The organism is Ruegeria sp. ABV3_008 (genome assembly GCF_056161185.1).
On sequence record NZ_JBSWYP010000028.1, the window covers coordinates 1 to 4,471 of the forward strand.

Here is a 4,471-nt window from a genome sequence, read left to right on the forward strand (position 1 = left end):
CCCCGCCTTTCGGCGGGGTCTTTTAGTTTTATTCTGCGGCTTCTTCGTAAGCTTCCATTGGTGGGCATGTGCAGACGAGGTTTCGGTCTCCGTATGCGTTGTCGACGCGGTTGACGGGGGACCAGTATTTGTCGACGCCCATGGAGCCCGGAGGGAAGCAGGCCTGTTCGCGGGTGTAGGGGCGGTCCCAGTCGCCGACCAGATCGCGCACCGTGTGTGGGGCGTTTTTCAGCGGGTTATTCTCCGCGTCGATCTTGCCATCGATGATGTCCTGCGCCTCGGCCCGGATGGACAGCATGGCGTCGCAGAAGCGGTCCAGCTCGTCCTTGGGCTCCGACTCCGTAGGCTCCACCATCAGGGTGCCCGCCACCGGCCAGGACATGGTCGGCGCGTGGAAGCCGCTGTCGACCAGACGTTTGGCGACGTCATCCACGGTCACATGCGCCGCCTCGTCCAGCGGACGGGTGTCGAGGATGCATTCATGCGCCACACGACCGGTCTCGGAGGTGTAGAGGATCGGATAGGCATCCTGAAGACGCGCCGCGATATAGTTGGCGTTCAGGATCGCCACCTTGGTCGCCTGCGTCAGACCCGCGCCGCCCATCAGCAGCACATAGGCCCAGCTGACCGGCAGAATGGACGGAGACCCGAAGGGCGCCGCCGAGACCGGACCCACAGCGGTGCCGTATTCCGGGTGGCCGGGCAGGTGTTCCTCCAGATGCGCCTTGACGCCGATCGGCCCCATGCCGGGGCCACCACCGCCATGCGGGATGCAGAAGGTCTTGTGCAGATTCAGGTGGCTGACGTCACCGCCAATGTCACCGGGACGCGACAGACCCACCATGGCGTTCATGTTGGCGCCGTCGATATAGACCTGACCGCCGTGATCATGGGTGATCTGGCAGACCTCCTGCACGGTGGTTTCGAACACGCCATGGGTCGAGGGGTAGGTGATCATGCAGCCGGCCAGATGATCGGAATGCTTCTCGGCCTTGGCGCGGAAGTCGTTCAAATCAATGTTGCCATTCTCATCCGCCTGCACCGGAACCACCTGCCAGCCCACCATCTGCGCCGAGGCCGGGTTGGTCCCGTGCGCCGAGGTTGGGATCAGGCAGACATTGCGGTGCCCTTCGCCGCGGGCGAAGTGATAGTTGCGGATGGTCAGCAGGCCTGCATATTCGCCCTGCGCGCCCGAGTTGGGCTGCTGCGAGATCGCGTCATAGCCGGTGATCTGGCACAGCTTGTCGTTCAGATCGGCAATCATCTCGTGATAGCCCTGCGCCTGATCGTCGGGGCAGAACGGATGCAGATTGCCGAACTCGGGCCAGGTGACCGGGATCATCTCGATCGTGGCGTTCAGCTTCATGGTGCACGAGCCCAGCGGGATCATCGCTCGGTCCAGCGCCAGGTCGCGGTCGGCCAGACGCCGCATATAGCGGGTCATCTCGGCCTCGGCCCGGTTCTTGTGGAAGATCTCGTGGGTCAGATACGGCGTCTCGCGCAGCGCGTAGTCCGGCAGGCGGTACTGCTTGTTCGAGCTGTCGTCTGTCTTGTCGATGCCAAAGGCCCCCCAGACAGCCTCGATGGTCTCGGGCCGGGTCTGTTCGTCCAGGCTGATGCCCACGCGTGTATCGCCGACCTTGCGCAGGTTGACACCCCGGGCCACTGCGGCCTCCATGACGGTCTTCTGCAGGTGGCCGACCTCAACGGTGATGGTGTCGAAGAACACCTCGGGTTCGACCGAGAAGCCCGCCTCTTCCAGGCCAGCGGCCAGGCGCGAGGTCTTGCGGTGCACCGATTGCGCGATGGCCTTGATGCCATCGGGGCCGTGATACACGGCATACATCGAGGCAATCACCGCCAGCAGCGCCTGCGCAGTACAGACGTTCGAGTTCGCTTTCTCGCGGCGAATATGTTGCTCGCGGGTTTGCAGCGCGAGGCGATACGCTTTGTTGCCGCGGCTGTCGATGCTGACGCCGATGATCCGGCCCGGCATGGACCGCTTCAGCTTGTCGGTGGTCGCCATGTAAGCGGCGTGCGGGCCGCCATAGCCCATCGGCACGCCAAAGCGCTGGGTCGAGCCGATGGCGATATCCGCGCCCATCTCACCCGGTGACTTCAGCAGGGCCAGCGACAGGATGTCGGCAGCAACGATGGCGATGGCTTTGTGCTCATGCAGCGCTGCGATTTCCTTGGTGAAGTCGCGCACATGGCCGTGGGTGCCGGGGTATTGGAAGATCGCGCCAAAGACGGCACCTGCATCCAGCGTGTCCGGATCGGCGACTTGCACGTCGATGCCCAGAGGCTCAGCGCGGGTTTTGATGACTGCGATGGTCTGCGGGTGGCAGTTCTTGTCAACAAAGAAGGCCGCGTTGTTGGCTTTCGAACGCCCGCCGCGCTTGGCCATCGCCATGGCTTCGGCCGCCGCTGTGGCTTCGTCCAGCAAGGACGCGTTCGCCACGTCCAGCCCGGTCAGGTCGCTGACCATGGTCTGGAAGTTCAGAAGCGCCTCAAGACGGCCCTGGCTAATCTCGGGCTGATAGGGCGTGTAGGCGGTGTACCAGGCCGGGTTTTCCAGAATGTTGCGCAGGATCGGCGCCGGCGTGGTGGTGCCGTAATAGCCCTGACCGATCAGCGAGGTCAGAACCTTGTTCTTGCTCGCCACCTCTTTCATGTAGAACAGCGCATCGCGCTCGGTCATCGCCGGGCCCCAGTCCAGCGGCTCTTTCTGGCGGATCGCCGGCGGGACGGTGGCGTCGATCAGTTGGTCCAGCGTCTTGAAGCCGATCACCTTGAGCATGTCGCGCATCTCGGTCGGGCTGGGACCGATATGGCGGCGATTGGCAAAGTCATAGGCTTCGTAGTCAGTCAGTTTGAAAGCCATTGCAGCGCTCCTATGAATAAGTCAGGTCGGGCGGAGACCGCGCAGGCCTCCGATACATCATCACGAGCCGGTCCGGCCCGAACGGGCGGAGCCCCATTCAGGGCTCCGGTCTGGATCAGCCGATGAAGTCCTTGTAGCCGGCCTCATCCATCAGATCTTCCAGCTGCGACGCGTCGGTGATCTTGATCTTGTAGATCCATGCCTCACCTTCGGGGTCTTCGTTCAGCGCGCCAGGATTGTCGGCCAGCGCCTCGTTGACCTCGACGATCTCGCCATCAACCGGGGCATAGAGTTCCGAGGCCGCTTTGACGGATTCAATCACACCGATCTCGCCGTCTTTCTCGAACTCGTCACCCACTTCCTGCTGTTCCACGAAGACCACATCGCCCAGCTGCTCGGCGGCATGTTTGGTGATGCCCAGAGTGGCCGTGTCGCCGTTCACGTCGATCCACTCGTGCTCTTCGGAATAATAGGTTGCCATCTTGTCTCTCTCCTGACTTCAACGCTTGTAATTCTGGGTGACGAAGGGCAGCGCCACGATCTCGGCCGGTTGTGGCTTGCCCCGAATGATCAGATTGACGGTCTCGCCCGGCTCACCATGGCCTGCGGACACATAGCCCATCGCAACGGGGCCACCGACCGTCGGGCCAAACCCGCCCGAGGTGATCTGGCCAATGGTGTTGCCTTCCGTACACTGGATCTCAACGCCCTGACGCGCAGGCGCGCGGCCCTCGGGCTTGATGCCCACCAGCTTGCGGGATGCGCCCTCGGCCAGTTCTCTCTGGATGCGCTCGGCCCCCGGGAACCCGCCCTCTTCCTTGCGGCGCTTCTGGATCGCCCAGCTCAGCGAGGCTTCGATGGGTGAGGTGCTCTGGTCGATGTCATTGCCATAGAGGCACAGCCCCGCTTCAAGCCGCAGGCTGTCGCGCGCGCCCAGACCCGCCGGTTCGCAATCCTCATGCGCCAGGAAGGCGCGGGTGATCTCAATCGCCTTGTCCTCGGGGATCGAGATCTCGTACCCGTCCTCACCGGTATAACCCAGGCGTGAGATACGGCATTCGACGCCGTTGATATCGGCCACGGTGGTTTCCATGAACTTCAGATCGCGGGCGGGCGGGCAAAGCTCACCCACAACGTTCTCCGCTGCGGGGCCTTGCACGGCGACCAGCGCGCGGTCGAAGATCTCGGTCACTTCAACGCCGTCCAGGTTGGCCTGCATATGCGGGATGTCCTGATGGCGCAGCGCCGCGTTCACCACCACAAAATAGTGATCCCCCGCATTCGACACGATCAGGTCATCCATGATCCCGCCGTCTTCATTCGTAAAAAACCCGTACCGCGCCTTGCCTTCCTTCAGCGTTGCATAGGCCTGCGGGCAAAGCGCCTCAAGCTTCTCGCCCACATTCTCGCCCTTCAGGATCACCTGCCCCATATGGCTCACATCAAACACAGCCGCCTTCTCACGACACTGCTTATGCTCCCCCATGATCCCCAACGGATACTGAACAGGCATCTCCCAGCCCGCAAAATCAACCATCTTCCCACCCAACTCAACATGAAGAGAGTAAAGTGGAGTGCGCTTCGGTG

3 protein-coding genes are annotated in these 4,471 nt (G+C 62.6%); all 3 read right to left on the bottom strand.

The window, feature by feature from the left end; all coding sequences use genetic code 11:
* Positions 1-28: 28 nt before the first annotated feature.
* Complete coding sequence (gcvP, locus tag ACXAH8_RS23040) at positions 29-2,884, bottom strand: aminomethyl-transferring glycine dehydrogenase (RefSeq protein ID WP_475220835.1); 2,856 nt, start codon at positions 2,882-2,884, stop codon at positions 29-31.
* A gap of 115 nt (positions 2,885-2,999) precedes the next feature.
* The gene (gene gcvH / locus ACXAH8_RS23045; protein WP_170381008.1) at positions 3,000-3,365 is read right to left on the bottom strand and encodes a glycine cleavage system protein GcvH; all 366 of its coding nucleotides are present in this window, start codon (positions 3,363-3,365) and stop codon (positions 3,000-3,002) included.
* Positions 3,366-3,383: 18 nt separating this feature from the next.
* Positions 3,384-4,471: glycine cleavage system aminomethyltransferase GcvT (gcvT, locus tag ACXAH8_RS23050; protein ID WP_475220836.1), on the bottom strand; the 1,088-nt coding region annotated here is incomplete at its 5' end.

Coding starts and splice junctions, on each gene's coding strand:
- gcvH (WP_170381008.1), bottom strand. CDS start 3,365: ATGGCAACCTATTATTCCGAAGAGCACGAGTGGATCGACGTGAACGGC.
- gcvP (WP_475220835.1), bottom strand. CDS start 2,884: ATGGCTTTCAAACTGACTGACTACGAAGCCTATGACTTTGCCAATCGC.